Origin of the sequence: Microlunatus phosphovorus NM-1 (genome assembly GCF_000270245.1) — a bacterium.
Taxonomy (GTDB): Bacteria; Actinomycetota; Actinomycetes; order Propionibacteriales; family Propionibacteriaceae; genus Microlunatus; species Microlunatus phosphovorus.
In genome coordinates this window covers 3,648,837-3,668,681 of record NC_015635.1, presented here as the reverse complement: position 1 = coordinate 3,668,681, position 19,845 = coordinate 3,648,837, and the positions used below count along the sequence as shown (strand labels likewise).

At 67.2% G+C, this 19,845-nt stretch carries 17 protein-coding genes; 9 read left to right on the top strand and 8 right to left on the bottom strand.

Annotation, left to right across the window (positions count from 1 at the left end):
- Positions 1-8: 8 nt before the first annotated feature.
- The 4 genes from MLP_RS16445 (at position 9) to cls (ending at position 4,443) form a co-directional block, all read left to right on the top strand.
- Positions 9-371: a hypothetical protein gene (locus tag MLP_RS16445; protein WP_013864280.1), complete on the top strand. Its 363-nt coding sequence runs from the start codon at positions 9-11 to the stop codon at positions 369-371.
- A complete protein-coding gene (gene era, locus MLP_RS16440; protein ID WP_013864279.1) occupies positions 368-1,318 on the top strand; it encodes a GTPase Era in 951 nt (316 codons plus the stop codon). Before MLP_RS16445 ends, era begins: the two co-directional genes overlap by 4 nt.
- A gap of 228 nt (positions 1,319-1,546) precedes the next feature.
- Positions 1,547-2,995, top strand: a complete 1,449-nt coding sequence (locus MLP_RS16435; protein WP_013864278.1) for a DUF2252 domain-containing protein — start codon at positions 1,547-1,549, stop codon at positions 2,993-2,995.
- Positions 2,992-4,443, top strand: coding sequence for a cardiolipin synthase (gene cls / locus MLP_RS16430; RefSeq protein WP_013864277.1), 1,452 nt, complete (start codon positions 2,992-2,994; stop codon positions 4,441-4,443). The genes MLP_RS16435 and cls overlap by 4 nt, the downstream gene beginning before the upstream one ends.
- A 20-nt stretch (positions 4,444-4,463) precedes the next feature.
- Here the strand turns inward: cls and MLP_RS16425 are convergent, their stop codons facing one another.
- A complete protein-coding gene (locus tag MLP_RS16425; RefSeq protein WP_013864276.1) occupies positions 4,464-5,513 on the bottom strand; it encodes a GNAT family N-acetyltransferase in 1,050 nt (349 codons plus the stop codon).
- Positions 5,514-5,604: 91 nt separating this feature from the next.
- Positions 5,605-6,936, bottom strand: a complete 1,332-nt coding sequence (locus tag MLP_RS16420) for a CitMHS family transporter (RefSeq protein ID WP_013864275.1) — start codon at positions 6,934-6,936, stop codon at positions 5,605-5,607.
- Positions 6,937-7,112: 176 nt separating this feature from the next.
- Between MLP_RS16420 and MLP_RS16415 the strand changes: the two genes are divergently transcribed.
- From MLP_RS16415 to leuA, 3 genes are all read left to right on the top strand, one after another.
- Positions 7,113-8,741, top strand: coding sequence for a sensor histidine kinase (locus MLP_RS16415; protein ID WP_013864274.1), 1,629 nt, complete (start codon positions 7,113-7,115; stop codon positions 8,739-8,741).
- Positions 8,738-9,406, top strand: a complete 669-nt coding sequence (locus MLP_RS16410; RefSeq protein ID WP_013864273.1) for a response regulator — start codon at positions 8,738-8,740, stop codon at positions 9,404-9,406. The genes MLP_RS16415 and MLP_RS16410 overlap by 4 nt, the downstream gene beginning before the upstream one ends.
- 188 nt (positions 9,407-9,594) lie before the next feature.
- Entirely contained in the window at positions 9,595-11,355 is a 1,761-nt protein-coding gene (leuA, locus tag MLP_RS16405; RefSeq protein WP_013864271.1) for a 2-isopropylmalate synthase, read from the top strand.
- Here the strand turns inward: leuA and MLP_RS16400 are convergent.
- Positions 11,348-12,889: a M1 family metallopeptidase gene (locus tag MLP_RS16400; RefSeq protein ID WP_013864270.1), complete on the bottom strand. Its 1,542-nt coding sequence runs from the start codon at positions 12,887-12,889 to the stop codon at positions 11,348-11,350. The genes leuA and MLP_RS16400 overlap by 8 nt on opposite strands.
- A gap of 50 nt (positions 12,890-12,939) precedes the next feature.
- Positions 12,940-13,680, bottom strand: a complete 741-nt coding sequence (recO, locus tag MLP_RS16395; protein ID WP_013864269.1) for a DNA repair protein RecO — start codon at positions 13,678-13,680, stop codon at positions 12,940-12,942.
- An 18-nt stretch (positions 13,681-13,698) separates the two neighbouring features.
- Between recO and MLP_RS16390 the strand changes: the two genes are divergently transcribed.
- Positions 13,699-14,520 carry an isoprenyl transferase gene (locus MLP_RS16390; RefSeq protein ID WP_013864268.1) on the top strand — a complete coding sequence of 274 codons (822 nt, stop codon included), beginning with the start codon at positions 13,699-13,701 and terminating at the stop codon, positions 14,518-14,520.
- A 176-nt stretch (positions 14,521-14,696) separates the two neighbouring features.
- On the top strand, positions 14,697-16,562 hold the full coding sequence (locus tag MLP_RS16385) for a DUF4012 domain-containing protein (protein WP_156821186.1): 1,866 nt from the start codon (positions 14,697-14,699) through the stop codon (positions 16,560-16,562).
- 17 nt (positions 16,563-16,579) lie between these two features.
- Here the strand turns inward: MLP_RS16385 and MLP_RS16380 are convergent, their stop codons facing one another.
- The 4 genes from MLP_RS16380 to MLP_RS16365 are packed head-to-tail and all read right to left on the bottom strand — an operon-like array spanning position 16,580 to position 19,783.
- Positions 16,580-16,978, bottom strand: coding sequence for a Fur family transcriptional regulator (locus MLP_RS16380; RefSeq protein WP_013864266.1), 399 nt, complete (start codon positions 16,976-16,978; stop codon positions 16,580-16,582).
- On the bottom strand, positions 16,978-17,976 hold the full coding sequence (locus tag MLP_RS16375) for a metal ABC transporter permease (RefSeq protein WP_013864265.1): 999 nt from the start codon (positions 17,974-17,976) through the stop codon (positions 16,978-16,980). The genes MLP_RS16380 and MLP_RS16375 overlap by 1 nt, the downstream gene beginning before the upstream one ends.
- A complete protein-coding gene (locus tag MLP_RS16370; RefSeq protein ID WP_013864264.1) occupies positions 17,976-18,800 on the bottom strand; it encodes a metal ABC transporter ATP-binding protein in 825 nt (274 codons plus the stop codon). The genes MLP_RS16375 and MLP_RS16370 overlap by 1 nt, the downstream gene beginning before the upstream one ends.
- The gene (locus tag MLP_RS16365) at positions 18,791-19,783 is read right to left on the bottom strand and encodes a metal ABC transporter substrate-binding protein (RefSeq protein WP_231851329.1); all 993 of its coding nucleotides are present in this window, start codon (positions 19,781-19,783) and stop codon (positions 18,791-18,793) included. The genes MLP_RS16370 and MLP_RS16365 overlap by 10 nt, the downstream gene beginning before the upstream one ends.
- Positions 19,784-19,845 lie beyond the last annotated feature (62 nt).

Genomic DNA, 19,845 nt, shown 5'->3' with positions numbered 1-19,845 from the left:
CTCCGCCCATGACCGGACATCACCCTGACGATCGCGAGGTACTCGACCCCGAGGATCGCAAGATCATCACCTTGGCGCGCGCTGCCCGGGCGCGGACCAACGCCGCCCAAGGCGCTTGCGTACGCGACACCGACGGGCGTACGTATGCCGCCACCAGCGTTGCGCTGCCCAGCCTCCAGCTGTCCGCCGTTCAGGTGGCCGTGGCGATGGCGGTCTCATCCGGTGTCGCTGGACTGGAGGCGGTCGCGCTGAACGGTGCCTGGGCTCTGGCTGAGACCGACCGGGCGGCGATCGCCGACCTCGGCGGGGAGCAGATCGTGGTCTGGCTCACCGATCCCGCCGGTGCCGTCGTCGAGCGGATCCAGATGTGACCGACGGCGTCTTGTCGCCCACGCCGCAGGAAGGATTCCGATCGGGCTTCGCGTGCTTCGTCGGTCGGCCCAATGCGGGCAAGTCCACGCTCACCAATGCGCTGGTGGGCCGCAAGGTCGCGATCGCCTCGTCCAAGCCGCAGACCACGCGGCACGCCATTCGCGGCATCGTGCATCGGCCGGATGCACAGCTGGTGTTGATCGACACACCCGGGCTGCACAAGCCTCGTACTCTGCTGGGCGAGCGGTTGAACGACCTGGTCCGCGGCACCTGGACCGAGGTCGATGTGGTGGGCGTCTGTCTGCCTGCCAGCCAGAAGATCGGCCCCGGCGACACCTATCTGGTGGGGGAGATCGCCGCCCTGCCGAAACGGCCCAAGCTGGTCGCGATCGCCACCAAGTCCGACCTGGTCAGCCCGGATCGGATGGCGCAGCACCTGTTGGCGATCGCCGCTCTGGAGGAGACTCTCGGGGTTTCCTGGAGTTCGATCGTGCCGGTGTCGGCGACCCAGGGCGAGCAGTTGGACGTGCTCGCCGATGAGCTGGTGGCGCTGCTGCCCGAGGGCCCGATGCTCTATCCGGACGGCGAGATCACCGACGAGCCGGAGGAGACCCTGGTCGCCGAGCTGATCCGCGAGGCGGCGCTGGAAGGCGTCCGCGACGAGCTGCCGCACTCCATCACCGTGCAGGTCGAGGAGATGGGTCTGCGCGAAGGGCGACCGGAGAACAAGCCGCTGCTCGACGTGTACGCGACCATGATCGTCGAGCGGGATTCCCAGAAGGGCATCGTGATCGGCCACCGTGGCAGCCGTCTCCGTGAGATCGGTGCCGCCTCGCGACAGCAGATCGAAGCGCTGCTCGGCACCCCGGTCTACCTGGACCTGAAGGTCAAGGTGCTCAAGGAGTGGCAGCGCGACGCCAAGCACCTCAACCGACTCGGCTTCTAGCCGGCCGTCCGCGTGGTCGTCTGTGGCCCCGCAGCGCAAGACGTCCGCACCACCCGCGGGACCTACGGTCGTTGTTGACCACCCCGACTGCCATCGAGAAGCGGCCGTCACCTCGCCCTCCGGGGGTGAAAGCTCACCTGGACTCGGGCGACCATCGACGTTTCTGCTGGCGGCGCAGCGCCGGCAGTGCCAAGGTGTCTTCACACATTGAGGTGAGGAGCATCGAGGATGAGCGTTGGCACCGTCGATGGCGCGGCAGCGGCCAGGCCGGCCGGTCGCACGATGGCGCATCTGACGCCCGAGGAGCGTACGGCTCGGGGGAAGGCGGCCCGGAACGAGGTGCCGCGCTCGAGCCATGGGCGGTGGGTCCCGGCCGACCACCGGCCCGACCCGGTGGCGCTGCTCGAGCAGCAGGCGGCCACGCGAGTGCCGGAGCTGGTGCCGATCCGCTACGGCCGGATGCTGGTGTCACCGTTCACCTTCTACCGCGGTGCGGCGCTGATCATGGCCGCCGACCTGGCGGCCACCGCTCGCTCGGGGTTGAACGTCCAGGTCTGCGGCGACGCGCACCTGTCGAACTTCGGCGTGTTCGCCTCACCGGAACGCCAGCTGATGTTCGACATCAACGACTTCGACGAGACGCTCCCCGGACCGTGGGAGTGGGACGTGAAGCGGCTCGGCGCGAGCTTCGAGATCGCCGGCCGGGACCGGGGATTCAGCGAGGCGCAGCGACGAGAGATCGTGCTCGCCGGAGCCGCGGAGTATCGGGTGCGGATGAGGCAGGCCGCCGAGATGAGGAACCTCGAGCTGTGGTACACCCACGTCGAGGTCACCCAGCTGTTCGAGCAGATGAAGGCCGACCTGAGCAGGAAGCATCTGGCCAAGGCCAAGGCCACGGTGGCCAAGGCCAGGACTCGGGACAGCATGCAGGCGTTCGCCAAGCTCACCCATGACCTGGACGGCGAGCGGCGGATCACGTCAGACCCGCCGCTGGTCGTGCCGATCGAGGAACTGCTGCCGGAAAGGCGGCAGCGCGACGAGGTCGAAGCGGAGATCCGCGGCCTGATCAGGTCCTATCGCCGAACGCTGGAGACCGATCGACGGCATCTGCTGGAGGAGTTCGAGCTCGTCCACCTCGCCCGGAAGGTGGTCGGCGTCGGCAGCGTCGGCACCCGGGCCTGGATCCTGCTGCTCCGCGGGAGGGATGACCAGGATCCTCTGTTCCTGCAGGCGAAGGAGGCACAGGAGTCGGTGCTGGAGCGCTTCGTGGGGAAGAGCCGGTACCAGAACCATGGACAGCGGGTGGTCGCTGGTCAGCGACTGATGCAGGCCGCCAGCGACATCTTCCTCGGCTGGCAGCGGGTGAACGGACTCGATGGTCAGGTGCGCGACTTCTACGTCCGTCAGCTGCGGGACTGGAAGGGCTCCGCCGATGTCGACAACATGGCGCCCGCGGTGATGACGGCGTACTCCCGGGTCTGCGGCTCGACTCTGGCCCGCGCTCATGCGCGATCCGGCGATCGCATCGCCATCGCTGCCTATCTCGGCAACGGTGACGTGTTCGACCGGGCGATCGCGGACTTCTCCGCCGCCTATGCCGACCAGAACGAGCGCGATTACCAGGCCCTGAGAGCTGCCGTGGACTCCGGCCGCGTGACCGCGAGGACCGGGCTGTGACCCCGCTCTGGATCACGATCACCTCAGCTGTCGTGATCTTCGCGATCAATGTGGTCGCTCTCGGCCTGGTGCCCGAGCGGCGCCGACCGTCCTCGGCCATGGCCTGGCTGCTGCTGATCTTCTTCCTGCCGGGCATCGGCCTGTTGCTGTTCTTGCTGATCGGCAGTCCGTACGTACCGGAGAAGCGACGGGAGGAACAGCGGGTCACCGGCGATCTGATCCGGTCCCGCTTGACGGGGATGCCTGCGCTGCCGCCATCTCCGGACCGGCCCGGTTGGCTGGATACGGCGATGACGTTGAATCGCACCCTCGCCTGGCTGCCGAGCATGCAGCACAACCGCGCTCAGCTGTTCAGCAACTACGAGGAATCGATCCAGGCGAAGGCCGACCTGGTACGCACCGCCGAGCGGTTCGTGCACGTCGAGTACTTCATGATGTGCCGCGACGAGACCACCAAGGACTTCTTCGCTGCGTTGTTCGAGGTGGCCGGGCGCGGCGTGAAGGTCCGCGTGCTCTTCGACCACATGTCGACCTTCGGACTGCCTGGTCACAAGCAGCTCCTGGCCGAGTTCGATCAGGCCGGTATCGAGTGGCGGCCGATGCTGCCGATCCAACCCCTGAAGGGGGAGTGGCGGCGACCGGACCTGCGGAACCACCGCAAGATCGTCGTGGTCGACGGGCGGGCCGGGTTCGTCGGGTCCCAGAACATGATCGACTCCAGCTATCACAAGAAGAAGCACGAGGCCGCCGGTCGCCATTGGCACGAGCTCACCACCCGGGTCGAAGGACCGGTCGTCCAGACGCTGAACCTCGTCTTCGCCTCGGACTGGTTCATCGAGTCCAAGGAGATCCTTCGCGACTACGTCCAGCCGGTGGACTTCCCCGACGACCTCGGCGATCTCACGTGTCAGATCGTGCCGAGTGGCCCCGGCTTCCCCGACGAGAACAACCTGCGGCTGTTCAACACCTTGATCTACGGCGCCCAGCGGCGGCTGTCGATCACCAGCCCGTACTTCGTGCCCGACGAGTCATTGCTGTACGCGATCACGACCGCGGCCCAGCGCGGCGTCGCGGTGGAGCTGTTCGTCAGCGCAGTGGGCGAGCAGTTCATGGTGTCGCACGCTCAGAACTCCTACTACCGGTTCCTGCTCGAGGCGGGCGTGCGGATCTTCCAATATCCGTATCCGGCCGTCCTGCATGCCAAGCACATGTCGGTCGACGACAACACGGCGGTCATCGGCTCCAGCAACATGGACATCCGCTCGTTCAACCTCGATTTCGAGGTGTCGATGATGTGCATCGGTGAGTCGTTCGTGGCCCGGATGCGCGAGGTCGAGGACGAGTACCGTTCACTGTCCCACGAGTTGACCTTGGCAGAGTGGAAGCAGCGGCCGCTCACGAAGCGATGGGTGGACAACGTGATGCGGTTGACGTCGGCCGTCCAGTGATCCGCCAGAGCGGCGCCACCTCACGACCGGTCTGACAGGGATCGTTCGTACGCCGCGAACACCCGGGACAGCCGATAGCCGATGGCCTCGTTGACGTCGATCATGTAGCGATTGTCGGCGTGGTTCCAGGTCGTGATCTCGGTGATCTGCGGCTCGGCCTCGGCCAGCCAACGCATCATCTCGATCTTGAGCAGCAGCCCGAGCCGGTGCCCCCGATGATCCCGGTGTACGGCGGTGTCTCCCTGGTGGGCATGGGTCGGATCGAGCGGGTGGAGCCCGACCAAGGTGTGGCCGCCGATCACGCCGGTTCGGCGGTGCCGGGCTGCGATCCGATAGATCCGGTCACCGCGGCCGACGCGGGCCGTCTCGATGTCCTGCAGCCGGGCCAGGTCGAAGACCTCGTCCTCGAAGGTGAGGTCGCCCATCGGGGCGTCGTTGATCGCCGCGGTGACCTCGACCAGCTGTTCCAGCACCTCGTCGGGGACCGGCGGGACGAGCCGTTCGAGAACGTAGTCCTCGGCTGCCTCGCTCGCCTGGGCGTGCAGCCGGGCGACAGCGTCCTGGTCGACGTCGGCCAGCACCTGCCTGCGTCGTGCATCGTGACTGGCGTAGTGGAAGCCGTGGTGCTCGAGGAAGGTGCGAGCGCCCAGGTCGTCCTCTCCGGTGCCCAACCAGAGGGTGTCTCGGTGCTCGGTCTCCGCTCGCCGGACCAGCCCGGCGAGCAGCTCCGAGCCGTGGCCATGCCTTCGGTGGCCCGGATGGACGACGATGTTTCCCCAGATCAGGTGACGGTTGTCGCGGGTCGGCAGCGCGACATCCAGAATTCCGACCGGCTCGTCGCAGTGGGCTGCGTACGCCAGATAGCGCTCATCGGGCTCGAGGTCCCAGCCGAACTCCAACCAGCCGGCGACCAGTTCGGGAATGGCTGGATGGTCGCCGGGGTCGTCGATGCGCTGGGCGGCATTGAGCAGGTCGACCGAAGCGGTGACTGCCGTCCGGTCCTGGGGGTCGACGCGGACCACGCGCAACTGATGAGCCTCGGTCCGGGACTGGATGGCAGGAGCAGACATGTCTCCAGGGTGACCCGCTCACCGCGCCGGCGCCACCGATTTTGTGCCTTGGGCCACGCCGGAGGGGGACCAGGGCACAAAAACTGCGGTGTCAGAGCCGTACGCCGCCGAAGACCGCCATCGAGACCAGGAAGATGATGAAGGTGCCGATGGACCATTTCGCCGCGGTTCGTTGCCAGGCGCCCATCTCGACCCCGGTGAGATGGAGCAGCAGATAGATGAAGCCCACCAGGGGCGAGAGCAGGTGGAATGCCTGCCCAGCGGTGGAGGCGACGCCGATGTCCATCGCAGTGAACCCGTAGTTCGCGCCGGTCTGGGCGAGGACCGGCAGCACACCCAGATAGAAGGCGTCGTTGCTCAGCATGAAGGTGCCCGGGGCCGAGGCGAGCGCGGTCACCAGTGCCCAGTGATTGCCCATCGACGACGGCACCACGTCGGCGAGCCAGACGCCCATCGCCTCCGACATCCCCGAGCCGTTCAGGATGCCCATGAAGACGCCGGCAGCGAGCACCATCGTGATCACGTGCATGACGTTCGCGCCGTGCTCCTCGATGATCTGCCGCTGGTCCTTCAGCCTCGGATAGTTGAGCAGCAGCGCGATGGCGAAGGCGACCTCGAAGATGATCGGAGCCGGGAGCTTGGGAATGAACGCCATGCCGCCGAAGACCAAGAGGATCATCACCACAGAGGTGAGGGCGAGGTTGGCCCAGATCATCTTCGGCCGCTTCAGCTTGTCCCCCTCGGCGTGATCGCCGCCGGTCACCTCGTTCACGTGCAGGTTCTTGATCTCCTCCGGCGTCAGCTCCACGATGCCGAGCCGCTTGCGCTCGGAGAGGCCACGCAGGAAGGCGACCACGATGACCCAGAGGATCGCGATGATCATGCCGGGCAGCAGCCGGCGCAGCAGTTCGCCCTCGTCCACCTTCAGTGCGGCGATGATGCGTGCGGTCGGTCCGCCCCAGGGCAGCAGGTTCATCACGGAGTTCGCCATGATGATGATCACCGCCAGGTCCATCATCTTCATGCCGAGCTTCTTGTAGACCGGGATCATCGCCGAGCAGACGATCATGGTCGTGGTCGAGCCATCGCCGTCGACCGAGATCGCGGCAGCCAGGATCGCCGTACCGACCAGCACCCGCAGCGGATCGCCCTTGGCGACCCGGAGGATGAAATGCACCAGAGGGTCGAAGAGACCTGCGGTCAGCATCAGGCCGAAGTACAAGATGGCGAACAACAGCATGATCGCCGTGGTCGCCACGCCCTGGACGCCTTCCAGCGCGAAGACCCCGATCTGGGCGGCGAAGCCGGCGAAGATCGCGATCACGACAGGAGTGAGCACCAAGGAGGTGAAGGGGGTGACCTTCTTGCTCATGATCAAGACGAGGAAGATGACGACGATCGACAGTCCCCAAATGGCGAGCATTCAGATCTCCCTTGTCTCCGGTGCGGCGTTGGTATCCGGGCGGCATAGTGCCAAATCGGAACGATAGGTACGGCGCTCGGTTCAGGTCCAGACTTGTGCGCGCATGTCGGATTGTGCGCGCTAGATCGCATTCTGCGCATTCTGCGCACTGGCCATCGGGTTCTACGATCAGCTTCGTGGAAGCACCGACCCGGCGGAGGAGATCTCGCCTGCTGACCTGGCGAGGCCAGGTATCGGCGGTGTTCTTCACCGTGGTGGCTGCGGCGATCATCGCCTCGCTCGCCGGCTCGCTGATCGCTGCCCGTCAGATCATCGAGGAGCAGGGTGAGGACAACGCACTGGCTATCGCCCGCGCCGCTGCCAGCGATCCCCGTTATGCCGGCTGGGTGATTGCCGGACCGCCGGACCCGGACGGACCGGTCCAGGTCGCCGCCGAGCAGCTGCGCAAGCGCACCGAGGCGTTGTATGTGGTCGTGACCGACGACCGTGGCCGCCGCTACAGTCACCCGAACAGCGAGCTCATCGGTCAGGTCGTCAGCACCGACCCCTCGGTGCCGCTTTCGGGGCAGGACACCGACGGACTCGAGCAGGGCACCCTCGGCTGGTCGGCACGAGGCAAGGTGCCGCTGCGCGACCAGGCCGGTCGGGTCGTGGGCTCGATCTCGGTCGGCATCCCGGTGAGCGCGGTGAGTGAGCTGCAGCGAGGTCTTGGTTTGGTGATGCTCGGCGTCGGGGCCGTCGCCGTAGCCGCGAGCCTGCTCGTCACCGTCTGGCAGACCCGCCGGCTCCACCTGATCACCCATGGTCTGGAACTGGAGGAGATGGCCGACCTGTTGCGCGAGCACGCCGCCGTCCTTGGCGGGGCATTGGAGGGCGTGGTCGCGGTCGACGCCACGGGACTGGTGCGGTTGGCCAACGAGGTTGTCCAGCAGCATCTCGGAGCCGAGGTGCGGGTCGGGAGGCCGGTCGTCGAATCGGGGCTGCCGACGGCGCTGGTCGCGCTGCTGGGTCCGGCCGGACGGGACTGGCCTGAGGCCGGCCGACTGCTGGTCATGAATGGCCGGATCCTGCTGGTCCGCCGGATCACGGTGGAACGCCAGGGTCATGACCTCGGGGTTGTGCTGGTGATCGCCGACCGTACCGACCTCGACGACCTCGGCCGTGAGCTGGAGGCGACCCGCGGGCTGACTGACGCATTGCGAGCCCAAGCGCACGAGTACACCAACCGGTTGCACGTCCTGGCAGGGCTGTTGCACCTCGGTCACGTCGACGAGGCGGCGGACTACCTGGCGCAGCTGACCGGTGCCGAGTCGTGGAGCCGCGGGGTCGAGGACCCGTACCTGAACGGGATCTTGGAGGCCAAAGGCGCGACCGCATCGGAGTTGGGCGTGGAGTTGCGGATCGCCGAGGCCACCTGGGTGGAAGGATCGCTGATCAGCCCGCTGGACACCATCACCGTGGTAGGGAATCTGCTCGACAACGCGATCCGGGCGGCCGCCGGTGGGCGGCGGCGCCCGGCCTGGGTCGATGTGTCCCTGCTGGGCGATGGTGACGACCTGGTGGTTCATGTGATCGACAGCGGCGACGGTGTGCCGCCCGGACGAGAGGTGGAGGTCTTTGCCGGAGGCTGGACGACGAAGGGACGCGATCGCGAGGCCCATGGGCTCGGCTTGGCACTGGCTCGCACCACGGCGCGGCACCACGGCGGCGAGGTGGAACTGCTCGCGGGGCGCGGGGATGATCACGGGGCGACCTTCGGCGCGCGGCTGCGCGGGGCACTACGGCAGGTGGCGGTGCGCGGATGAGTGAGTTGCTGCGGGTGTTGGTGGTGGACGACGACTTCCGGGTCGCCGCGATGCATGCGGCGGCGCTGGAGCGGGTACGCGGGTGCCAGGTCGTCGGCAAGGCCAGGACATTGGCCGAGGCCCGGGAACTGCTGGCGACCCGGTCGGTCGATCTGGTGCTCGCCGACGAGTACCTGCCCGACGGCAGCGGCGCAGACCTGGTGGGAGCGAGCGACGCCTCGGTGCTGATGGTGACCGCGGCCGATTCCTGGGAGCGGGTGCGACGTGCCCTTGCCCGGGGAGCGGTCGGCTACATCGTGAAGCCGTTCGCGATGTCTCAGCTGCTGGAACGGATCGCCGACTACAGCCGATTCCACGAGGCCGCGGTGCGCGCTGATCGTCCCGCCACCCAGGCCGAGATCGATGACCTGACTGCGCTGCTTCGTTCTCGGCCACTCACCCGAATGCCCAAGGGACGCTCGACCATCACCGCGCAGGCGGTCGCGGCGCTGCTGCGTACGCACCAAGGACCGATGACCGCGATCGCCGTCGCGGAGGAGGTGGGGGTCTCGCGCGCCACCGCGCAGCGCTATCTGGCCGATCTGGTGGACGAGCAGCTGGTCACACTCTCGTTGCGCTACGGAACCCACGGGCGTCCGGAACACAGCTATGAGTGGTCCCGCTGAGACTCGCCGGGCGCGACGCATCGACAAGGGTTCGCATGCTGGGTTATGGTTACCGCATGGCTGGCACCGAGCGCGCCTTCGCGCTGCTCCTCCTTCGCTGCCGCAGCAGGGCCCACTAGGGCCGGCGCCCTCGCTGCGGAGTTTGTCGTGCGTCCGGCCCGGCAACCAGCACTCACAGCGAGGACAGCATGACCAGCAGTAGCCCCACCAACTCCTTCGGCACTCGCGTACAGGCTGTGCCGACCCAGCAGCCGAGCCCGATGCCCTTCCAGCGCTACCGCGCATTCTCCGGCGTCGACCTGCCCGACCGCACCTGGCCGAGCAAGCGGATCGAGCGAGCCCCACGATGGCTGAGCACTGATCTGCGGGACGGCAATCAGGCCCTGATCGACCCGATGACCCCGTCGCGCAAGCACAAGATGTTCGAGTTGCTGGTCAAGATGGGCTACAAGGAGATCGAGATCGGCTTCCCGTCGGCCAGTCAGACCGACTTCGACTTCGTCCGGCAGCTGATCGAGGGTGACAAGATCCCCGACGACGTGACGGTGTCGGTGTTGACCCAGGCTCGGGAGGACCTGATCGAGCGAACCGCGGAGTCGCTGGTCGGTGCCAAGACAGCCACCATTCACCTGTACAACGCGACAGCGCCGCTGTTCCGTCGCGTTGTCTTCCGGGTGGACAAGGCCGAGTGTCTGGCGATCGCCACCCGCGGCACCGAGCTGGTGATGAAGTATGCCGAGCAGCACCTGGGCGACGTCGAGTTCGGCTACCAGTACTCGCCGGAGATCTTCACCGGCACCGAGCCGGAGTTCGCCGTCGAGGTCTGCAATGCGGTGATGGACGTCTGGCAGCCCGGCGCGGGCCGCGAGATCATCCTGAACCTGCCGGCCACGGTGGAGATGGCCACACCGAACACGTATGCCGATCTGATCGAGTGGTTCGGACGCCAGGTCCACAACCGCGAGCACGTGGCCATCTCCCTGCACCCGCACAACGACCGCGGCACCGCCGTCGCTGCCACCGAGCTGGCCATGATGGCCGGGGCCGACCGGGTCGAGGGCTGCCTGTTCGGTCACGGCGAGCGGACCGGCAACGTCGACCTGGTCACCCTGGGGATGAACCTGTTCTCCCAGGGCATCGATCCACAGATCGACTTCTCCGACATCGACGAGATCCGTCGCACGGTGGAGTACTGCACCAACCTGCCGGTCCACCCGCGCCACCCGTACGCGGGGGATCTGGTCTACACCGCCTTCTCCGGCTCCCACCAGGACGCCATCAAGAAGGGACTGGAGGATTTGGACCGGCAGGCCGCCGAGCGAGGCATCCCCGTCGCGGAGCTGGAGTGGGAGGCGCCCTACCTGCCGATCGATCCACATGACGTGGGCCGGACCTACGAGGCCGTGATCCGGGTGAACAGCCAGTCCGGCAAGGGCGGGGTCGCCTACATCATGAAGACCGAGCACAAGCTGGATCTGCCACGGCGGCTGCAGATCGAGTTCTCCCGGGTCGTCCAGGCGTACACCGACGCCGGCGGTGGTGAGGTGAGCGCCGATGCGCTCTGGGAGGTGTTCCAGCAGGCCTACCTGGCGCCGGACCAGCCGCTGCAGCTGGTCGAGGTGTCCAGTGCCAGTGGCGCCGGCCGGACGTACGAGGTGAGCGCGAGCGTGGTCGACCGCGGCCGGGCTCGGAACATCAGTGGCGAGGGCAACGGCCCGGTATCGGCGTTCGTCGATGCGATCTCGTCGCTGGGCTATCACGTCCGGGTGCTGGACTACGCCGAGCACGCGCTCTCGTCCGGCGGCGATGCCTTGGCTGCCGCGTACGTGGAGTGTGAGGTCGGGGACGGCGAGAACGCCCAGGTGCTGTGGGGGGTGGGTATGGACGCCAACATCGTCACCGCCTCCCTGAAGGCGGTCACCTCCGCCGTGAACCGCGTGATCAGCTGAAGCCGTTGGCCTTGGTGCGGGCGGGCGCGTCGGGGTCGGAGAGCCACTCCTGGAAGAACGGGCCGAGGTCGATGGTGGTGTGGGCCTGCGCAGTCGCCATGAAGTCCTCGAGGCTGCGCGGTCCGCTCTTCTGCTGGGCCCAGCTACGGATCAAAGTGTCGAAGGCGGCGTCGCCCATCACGTTGTCGAGGGCGGCCAGTGTCATCGGGCCGCGGACGTACACCGTATTGAACAGTTCCTCCTTGCCGGGGTCGATCATCGTCGCTCGCCAGAACTCCTGATCACGTTTGGTCGCACGATAGGTGCGGTCCAGCTGTGCGTCGGTGGAACGGTCACCGCGCCGGGCGACCACCTCCCAGTGAGCCCACGACGCGAAGGCCTCGTTGGTGAAGATGTCGTTCCACTGCAGCAACGTGACGTGGTCGCCGAACCACATGTGCGCCAGTTCGTGCACCAGCAACTCGTCGCTGTACTCCTCGTCGAGCAAGGCGCCCCGGTGGTAGACCGGCCGGGTGGCGGTTTCCAGCCCAGCGAACCAGAGGTCGATCGCGGGCACGATCCCGCCGATCTCGGTGTACGGGTACGGGCCGGCGAACGCTTCCAGCTCCCGGATCGCCGTCGGGGTGCGTTCGAGTGCGACGAAGATCCGCTCGCGATCCTGCTGCGCGATCTGCTCACTGACCGCGTAGAAGGATGGTCGACCGTCCGCCTCGCCCTCCCGGATGCTGTAGCGACCGATCGCCAGGAACGTCGCGTACGTCGGCGCCGGCTGACTGGTCTGCCATCGCCAGGTGTCGAACTCGGCCTCGTCGCCGGTGTCCCGGCTGACCAGCCGGCCGACGCTGATCGCCTGATAGGTCCGTGGCACCCGGATCGAGACGTCGAGCAAGGCCGGATCGGAGGGGTGGTCGTTGGCCGGATACCACCAGGCCGATGCCTCGGGCTCACCGGCGACCAGCCACTCGTCCTTGCCGGTCCGCCAGGGCGATTCATCGAAGCCAGGCTGCGGCAGCGAACCCGGTGTGCCGGCGTACTCCACGGTCACGCTGAACTCTCGGCCGGCCTTCACCGGTGCGGACGGCGTGATCCGCAGGTCCTGGAAGCCCTCCAGCGCAAACGTCGCTACGGCGTCGTTGACCAGCACCTTGCTTGCCGGCAACGCGAGATCCAGATAGAAGCTGTTCAGCCGCGCGGTGGCCCGGGCCGTGATGACGGTACGTCCGGTGAGCGTCCCGTCGTTCGGATCGAAATCGACGTCGACCGCGTACTTGACCGCGTCGTAGCCGCCGCTGCCGTAGTCGGGAAAGTATGGGTCTCCGACGCCGCGCGTGCCGCCGATCGTCAGCGGCGTCTGGGTGGATTGCCCCGGAGTTGATTGGCGCGGGGTGGACTGGCCGGGCGCCGGCGGCTTGGCGCTGGGATCCGGCGGCACCGTGGTGGAGTTGGTGGACGTCGCGATCGCCAACGAGGCCAGCGCCAGGGACACGACGACGACCAGGAGGAGGGCAAGTCTCAACAGCCGCGACACAGTCATTCCTCCGCAGATCCATGGGGGTCGTCACCGCTCCGTATCCATGGCGGCGGTCATCGCTCGACGTGTACGAGGGAGCGCAGTCCCCGATCGAGGTGCCAGATCAGGTATGCCGAGGTCAGGCTGCTCGCCTCCTTGGCGGTGGCGGCCGCGACATCGCGGGTTACGGTCCAGCGGCCCTCGAGCAAGGCACCCAGCAGCTCGAAGGTCGCCGGCGACGGGCGAGCCGAGCCTGCCGGACGGCAGCGTTCGCATACTGCGCCGCCGGTGGCGGGGGAGAACGCCTGGTGCGGACCGACCACGCCACATCGGGCGCAGTGACTGAACGAGGGCGCATAGCCGGCGATCGCCAACGCGCGCAGCAGATAGGAATCCAAGATCATCGTGGCCGGTCGCGGGCCGTCAGAGGTGCCCTCGCCCAATGCTCGCAATGCCCCGACCAGCAACTGATACTGCTGGATGGCGGGCTCGCCGACCTCGGGCACCAGCCGGTCCGCGGTCTCCAGCATTGCCTGGCCGGCGGTGTAGGCGGGATAGTCGCCGGTCAGCGGCTCGCCGAACGCGTGCAGGGAGACGACCTGGGTGACCACATCCAGCGTTCGCCCCTCGGCGAACTGCAGGTCGATGTGGGAGAACGGCTCCAGCCGGGCACCGAACTTCGACGAGGTCCGCCGTACTCCCTTGGCGACCGCGCGCACCTTGCCCCGACCGCGGCTGAGCATCGTGATGATCCGGTCGGCCTCACCCAGCTTGTGGGTGCGGAGCACGACGGCTTCGTCACGGTAGGTGGGCACCTCGCTATTGTCCCCATCATGGCCAAGGAACCCACTCGACGCGCCCGGTCGCAACCGCCGGCTCCGCCCACGCCGCATCCGAGCGGGGCTCGGCCGCCGCTGATCCCGGCCAAGAAGGTGCCGCAGCACGTGGCGATCGTGATGGACGGCAACGGCCGTTGGGCGAAGGCACGCAACCTGCCGCGCACCGAGGGCCATGCGATGGGGGAGGCGTCGCTGTTCGACGTGATCGAGGGCGCCATCGAGATCGGGGTGAAATACCTGTCGGCGTACGCGTTCTCCACCGAGAACTGGAGCCGGACCCCGGATGAGGTGCGGTGGCTGATGGGGTTCAACCGAGACGTGATCCGGCGCCGGCGCGACCAGATGGATGCGATGGGGGTTCGGGTCCGCTGGGCGGGTCGGCGACCGCGACTGTGGCGCAGCGTGATCAGCGAGCTGGAGGAGGCCGAGCGGCGCACCATCGACAACGACGTGCTGACCCTGCAGTTCTGCGTGAACTACGGCGGCCGGGCCGAGATCGTGGACGCCACCCGCAAGATCGCCGAGCTCGCCGCGGCCGGCCGGCTGGATCCGAGCAAGATCACCGAGGCCCGGTTCCGCCAGTTCCTGGACGAGCCGGGCATCCCTGATGTGGACCTGTTCGTCCGCTCATCCGGTGAGCAGCGCACCTCGAACTTCCTACTGTGGCAGTCGGCGTACGCGGAGCTGGTGTTCCTCGACCGGCTCTGGCCGGACTTCGACCGGCGGGACCTGTGGCGGGCGATCGAGCTGTATGCCGACCGCGACCGGCGCTACGGCGGTGCGGTGCCCAACCAAGTGACAGGGCCAACCAAGTGACAGGGCCCAACCAGGTGACAGGGCCCAACCAGGTGACCTGACCGGATTCTCAAGATCGACTCCATTTCGACTGTGGATCGGCTGAATTCGACACGAGCACCGGGAACGTTCACCTACCCTTGAGCCGTTCTCGTCGTACTTTTCGGGGGAAAGGACGCCACAGTCTCGTGGCCGAGATGTCTGGTTCTGTTGTGCCCAAGGCCGCCGCGCCGCGTCGGCGCCGGCGGGTCGTCATCCTGCTCATCGTGCTCGGCATCCTCATTGCTGCCGGGCTCACCGCGTACGTCGGTCGGCAGGCCCTGGCGGCCAAGAAGTCGATGGAGCAGGCCCAAGACCAGCTGCAGGTGTTCCGGTCGGCGCTGGGCAAAGCGGACCAGGATCTGCCGGCCCTCTATGCGCCGCTCCGCGCCAGCGCTGACGAGGCCGCGAGCAAGACGGGTGGACCCGTCTGGGCCGCTTATGAGCATGTCTGGTGGATCGGCCCCAACCTGAAAGCGTTCCGGCAGACGACCGAGCTGGTCGATGCCCTGGTTCGTGACGGGGTCGGGCCGTTGGCGACCGGTGCCAACGGAGTGGGCATCGACAACCTGAAGCCCAAGAACGGCCGGATCGACATCGAGCCCATCAAGCGGCTGGCTCCGGTGACGACCGAGGTCAACGAGGCGATCCAGGCGGCCAACACCGCGGCAGCCGACATCGACACCACGCGGGTCGTACCGCAGCTGAGCGCGCCCGTCGAGAAGCTGCAGGATCAGCTGAGCGAGCTTGCGCCGATCAGCCAGGAGCTGAGTGCCACGCTGCCCCTGCTCCCTGGAATCCTCGGCGGAGAAGGCACCAGGCACTATCTGCTGATCTTCCAGAACAACGCCGAGGAGCGCGCCAGCGGCGGCAACCCGGCCTCGATGGCCATGCTGGTGGTCGATGACGGCAAGATCACCCTGGGCCGGCAGGCCAGTTCGGCGAGCTTCCCGCATCCCTACAAGAAGGCGCCGTATGTCCCGCACGGCAAGCGAAACTCCGATTGGGACAAGATCTACACCGAGCGCTCGATCAAATTCGTCGCCAACCTCACCATGACCCCGGACTTCCCGACCACGGCGAAGATGGCCACCGCGATGTGGCAGGACCGGTTCGGCGGGCAGGTCGACGGCGTGATCTCCTTCGACCCGGTTGCCCTCGCCTATCTGCTGAATGTCACCGGCCCCATCAAGCTCGCGGACGAAACGACCCTCACGCCGGGCAATGCGGTGCCATATCTGCTGTCGGAGGTCTATGCGAAGTATCCCGACGGCGAGACCCAGGACAAGGTGTTTGCCTCCGCCGCCCAGACGATCTTCAGCGCTGTCACGAGCGGGAAGGGAGACCCGCGGGCCTATCTCGCGCAGCTGAAGCCGATCGTGGCCGAGCAGCGGCTCAAGGTGTGGAGCGCCAGGACCGAAGAGCAGTCCGTGCTGCTGACGACACCGGTGGGGACCATGCTGCCTGCCGACAACGAGTCGGCCACTGTGCTCGGCGTCTACAACAAGGCGGACTCCACCTCGAAGATGAGCTACTACATGGACGAGCAGATCAAGGTCTCGACGAACACCTGCGAGGCGACGCCGACGCACACGGTGACGGCGACGGTGGTCAACACACTGCCCAAGGACCAGATCGATGCATTGCCGGAGTATGTCCGGGCTCACCAGAAGCACATCCCACCGGGCGGTGACCGTCAGCTCGTGCAGGTCTACGGCCCGGTCGGAGGCAAGCTGAAGTCGGTCACCATCGACGGCAAACCGGTGGTGTGGGGAACCAGCGCCAACTACAAGAAGAACACCGTTGCCGACGCGACCGGTGCCGACATTCGGCGTCCGGCCGCGCACGGCACGATGTACGGGCGGCCGGTCGGGACGGTCCCGATCACGATTCCTGCCGATTCATCGGTGACCGTGAAGGCGGTGTTCACCGGCAGCGCGGAGGACAGCGCGACGGTGCGGGTGTCGCACACGCCGAAGGTGCGCGAGGTGCCGGTGAAGATGAAGGCGGCGACCTGCCGCTGAAGTGCGTCGTCCCGAAGTCAGCAGTTGCTGCAGGTGCCGAAGATCTCCAGGTCGTGGCTGACGTCGCGGAATCCGTGCTCGGTGGCGACGGCGTTCGCCCAACGCTCCACGGCCGGACCGGACACCTCGACCGTACGGCCGCAGGTGCGGCACACCAGGTGATGGTGATGACCGTCGGAGCAACGACGATAGGCAGTCTCGCCCTCGGCCGTGCGCAGCGCATCCAGTTCGCCGGCCTCGGCCAGTGACTGCAGCGTCCGATAGACGGTGGTCAGGCCGATGCTGTCGCCACGCTTGCGTAGCTCGTCGTGGATCTGCTGGGCGGTGCGGAACTCGTGCAGCTCGCCCAGCACTTCCTGGACGGCCGCCCGCTGACGGGTACGGCGCTGTGGGGTCGCTGCGTGTTGAGTGACCATCAGTGCTCGTCGTAGTGGTCGCCGTGCTGGGCGTGTCGATGGCCCTCGTGCACGTAGTCGGTGTGGTCACCGTGCCGGATCGCCGGATGCTCGCAGTCGGGGCCGTGTTTGTGGGGATGGGCCTCGGGCACCGCAACGTGTGGCAGCAGGGTCTCGTCGTCAACCAGCTCCGGTAGCACGGGTGCCACTCTACGTCGCTTTGAGATCAGTGCCGAGTACGGCCAGCTGAGGACGAACACCACGATGGCGAGGACCACGATCAGCGCGCCGGGCGGCGTGTCCAGATAGAACGAGCCCATCGCGCCGCCGACGGTGACGCTGACCCCGACCACCATCGCCGTGATCAACGCTGCATAGAAGCCGCGGACCAGATTCTGCGCGGCAGCCACCGGAACCACCATCAGTGCGCTCACCAGCAGCAGACCGACCGTACGCATCGCGAGAGTCACCGTGACGGCGGCGAGGACCACGATGAGGATGTTGTAGAGCCGGACGCGCAAGCCTTGGGTGCGGGCGAACTCCTCGTCGGTGCTGACGGCGAACACCTGGGGCGCGAGTCCGAGAGTCGGGACCAAGACGAGGACGGCCAGCACGCCGATCACGGCCAGATCGGCGGCGGTGACCGTGGTCAGCGATCCGAACAGATACTGCGAGAGCGCGGCGGCGCCTTGTCCGGCGATGCCGGACATGAGCACGCCGGCGGCCAGCCCGCCGTAGAACAGGATGGCCAGACCGACATCGCCGGTCGCCTTGCCCTGCTGTCGGAGGATCTCCACGACCACCGCACCCGCGACACAGACCGCGACGGCCCACGGGATCGGTGCCTGGCCGGTCATCAGGGCCAGCCCCACGCCGGCGATCGCCACGTGACCGAGTCCGTCGCCCAGCAGACTGAGCCGGCGCTGCACGATATAGATGCCGATGGCCGGCGCGATGATCCCGGTGAGGAGCGCCGCGAGCAACGCGCGCTGCATGAACGGATAGGCCAGGATCTCCATCAGTGGTCAACCGTCCCTTCGAGCCAGCCCTCGGGCTCCGGGTCGACGTGCTCGTGGCCGGTCCGGCGGTGGGCCAGCAGCTGACCGGTCGTGTGCTGGAGCTCAGCCAACGGGCCCTGGGCGATCACTCGGCCCTCCCGCAACAGCACGCCACGATCGATCAGCGGAGTCAACGGGCCGACCTCGTGCAACACCACGACCACTGCCAGACCGGCGTTGACCCGGGCCGAGATCACGTCGGCCAGCACATGCTGATGCTCGAGGTCGACGCCGGCGGTCGGCTCGTCGAGGACCAGCAGCTCCGGTTCGCCGGCCAGGGCGCGGGCGATCAGCACCCGCTGCTGCTGCCCGCCGGACAGCTCGCGTACGTCGGATTTGGCCCGTCCGCCCATGCCGACCAGCTCCAGCGCGTCGTGCACGGCTCGCTTGTCCTTCGCCGAACGGGGGATGAAGGGCTTGCGCAACGCCAGCCGACCGGAGGAGACGACCTCGGCGACGGTGGCGCCGCTGGCGGGCGCGGTGGAGCGCTGCGGCACGTAGCCGATGCGCGACCAGCGACGGAACGTGCCCAGTGGGCTGCCGAACAGGCTGATCGAGCCGCGCTCGACCGGCAACAGCCCCAGTGCAGCTCGGACCAGGGTTGACTTGCCGGAACCGTTGCCGCCGAGCAGCGCGACTGCTTCGCCGGCACGGACCGACATCGAGATCCCGCGCAGCACCGGCAGCCCACCGAGGAAGACCGAGAGGTCCTCAACCCGCAAGACCGGGTCGGCGCTCGCGCCAGACCCGGTCGACTTGCTGTCGGCGGGGGAGCTCAGTGGCATCCGTTCGCTTTCTCCAGCGCGGTCAGATTGCTTTGCATGACGGCAATGTAGTTGTCTCCGGCCGATTCCGGAGTAATCGCCTCGATTGGATCGAGAACGTCGGTCTTCAGTCCGAGGTCACCCGCGATCGACTTGGCGACGGCAGGGGAGACCAGGGTCTCGTAGAAGATGGTGGTGATCCCGTGCTCTTTCGCCTCCTGCTGCACTGCAGCGATCCGAGCCGGCGACGGTTCGGCGTCCGGCGACAGACCGCTGATGCCGATCTGGGTCAGCTTGTACTGCTCGGCGAGGTAGCCGAACGCGGCATGGCTGGTGATGAACTCGCGGCGGTCGCAGGTCTTGAGCCCTTCCGCGTACGAGGTGTCCAGCGTGTTGAGCTCACCGACCAGAGTCTTGCCGTTCGCCGCGTAGTCGGAGGCATGATCCGGGTCGATCCCGGACAGCTGGGCGACGACGGCGTCGGTGATCTTGACCATGTTCACCGGGTTGAGCCAGACATGCGGATCGAGACCACCGTGCTCGTGCTCTTCGTCGCCGTGCTCGTCGCCCTCTTCCTCGGCGTGCTCGTCAGCGGGGGAGTCGTCGGCGTGCTCGTGGTCATGCTCCTCGGCCTGCGTCTGGAGCGGCACGACGGAGGTGGTGTCGAGCACCTGCTGGTTGCCGCTCTGCGCCACCGCCTCGTCCACGGCTGGCTGGAAGCCCTTGATGTAGACGACCGCGCTGGCATCGGAGACGGAGGCGACCTGCATGGGAGTCAGCTCGACGTCGTGCGGCTCGGCACCGGGTGCGGTGAGGCTCTCGACGGTGGCATGTTGACCCGCGACGCGCTCGGCGACGAACTGCAGGGGATAAAACGCCGTGACGACCTTCAGCTGACCAGGCTCGGCCGATTTCGGCTCCTCAGCAGTGCTGCCGCAAGCCGCTGCAAGGAGGAGAGTGCAACCGAGGGCAGCAGCGCCGAGCGCGCGCGGGATGTTCAACATGGCAACCATTATCAGCCTAAGTGAGAATGGTTTTCAAATCGATGGTCTGTTGAGCGTGGCTG